This is a genomic window from Chlorobium phaeovibrioides (genome assembly GCF_003968655.1).
Classification (GTDB): Bacteria; Bacteroidota; Chlorobiia; order Chlorobiales; family Chlorobiaceae; genus Chlorobium; species Chlorobium phaeovibrioides.
The window spans coordinates 1-865 of sequence record NZ_RXYK01000050.1; the positions used below are offsets into that span (position 1 = coordinate 1).

Genomic DNA, 865 nt, shown 5'->3' on the forward strand with positions numbered 1-865 from the left:
CTGTGCCATAATTCATATCTCCTGTTTTTGAGGAATATATGGCTTCTTTGAGTGTCCATAATAATGTAGCACCTCCAAAGCCATCAAAACAGAGCATCCAGTCACACCTCAAAAAGGTGAAAGAGATCATCAAGGCGAACAAGGCAACAAAACAGGTGCACCTGATTGGCTACCTCAACCCTGTATTACGGGGCTGGGCCAATTACCATCGCCACGCTGTGGCCAAGAGAACCTTTGCTCGTAATGACTCGCAAATCTGGTTCATGCTGTGGCAATGGGCAAGACGACGACACCCTAACAAAGGGGCTCGATGGGTCAAAGCCAAATACTTTACGACTCAGAAGTCCCGCGACTGGGTGTTTGCCGCAATGGTCGATGTTCGAAAGAAACAGCCGTTAACGCTGTTTCTCGAAGGCAGCACTCCAATCAAGCGACATGTCAAGATCAGGATGGGAGCCAATCCTCACAATCCAGTGTGGAGGCCCTATTTTGAAGCCCGAAAAAAACAGATGATGAAATCAACACCAAAGTGTTTCCGGGTACTTGAACAGGGTGCCTTTGCTGAGGCTTGAGCCCAGTGCCGCGAAAGTTGCATGCTGGGTTCTTAGGGGACGGCGGTGTAGAAATACACCGCTGTTACCCGACGAAATTGTCCGGTGCATGGTTTTCGGGGAAGGGGTCAATCATAACCAGCAGTCATGAAACGAACCCGCCGGAAATTCAGCGCCGAATTCTGAAATGCTCCCCAAAAATAGGACAGCTGGTTAAATTGGCTAAAACCCTTAAATCCAGCAGTCAGCATGAAGCAGAAGCGCAGAAAATTCAACCCCGAGTTTAAAACCAAAGTCGTTCTTGAAGCTCTCAG

The 865-nt window shown here is 48.6% G+C and carries 2 protein-coding genes; one reads left to right on the forward strand and one right to left on the reverse strand.

Features of this window, described 5'->3' with window-relative positions:
* Window positions 1-38: 38 nt before the first annotated feature.
* Window positions 39-572: a group II intron maturase-specific domain-containing protein gene (locus EKD02_RS09885; RefSeq protein ID WP_280525336.1), complete on the forward strand. Its 534-nt coding sequence runs from the start codon at window positions 39-41 to the stop codon at window positions 570-572.
* 107 nt (window positions 573-679) lie between these two features.
* On the opposite strand, the gene EKD02_RS10115 is transcribed toward EKD02_RS09885, so the two are convergent.
* Window positions 680-865, reverse strand: a 186-nt coding sequence (locus EKD02_RS10115) for a hypothetical protein (RefSeq protein WP_221763002.1), incomplete at its 5' end; no start/stop codon positions are given.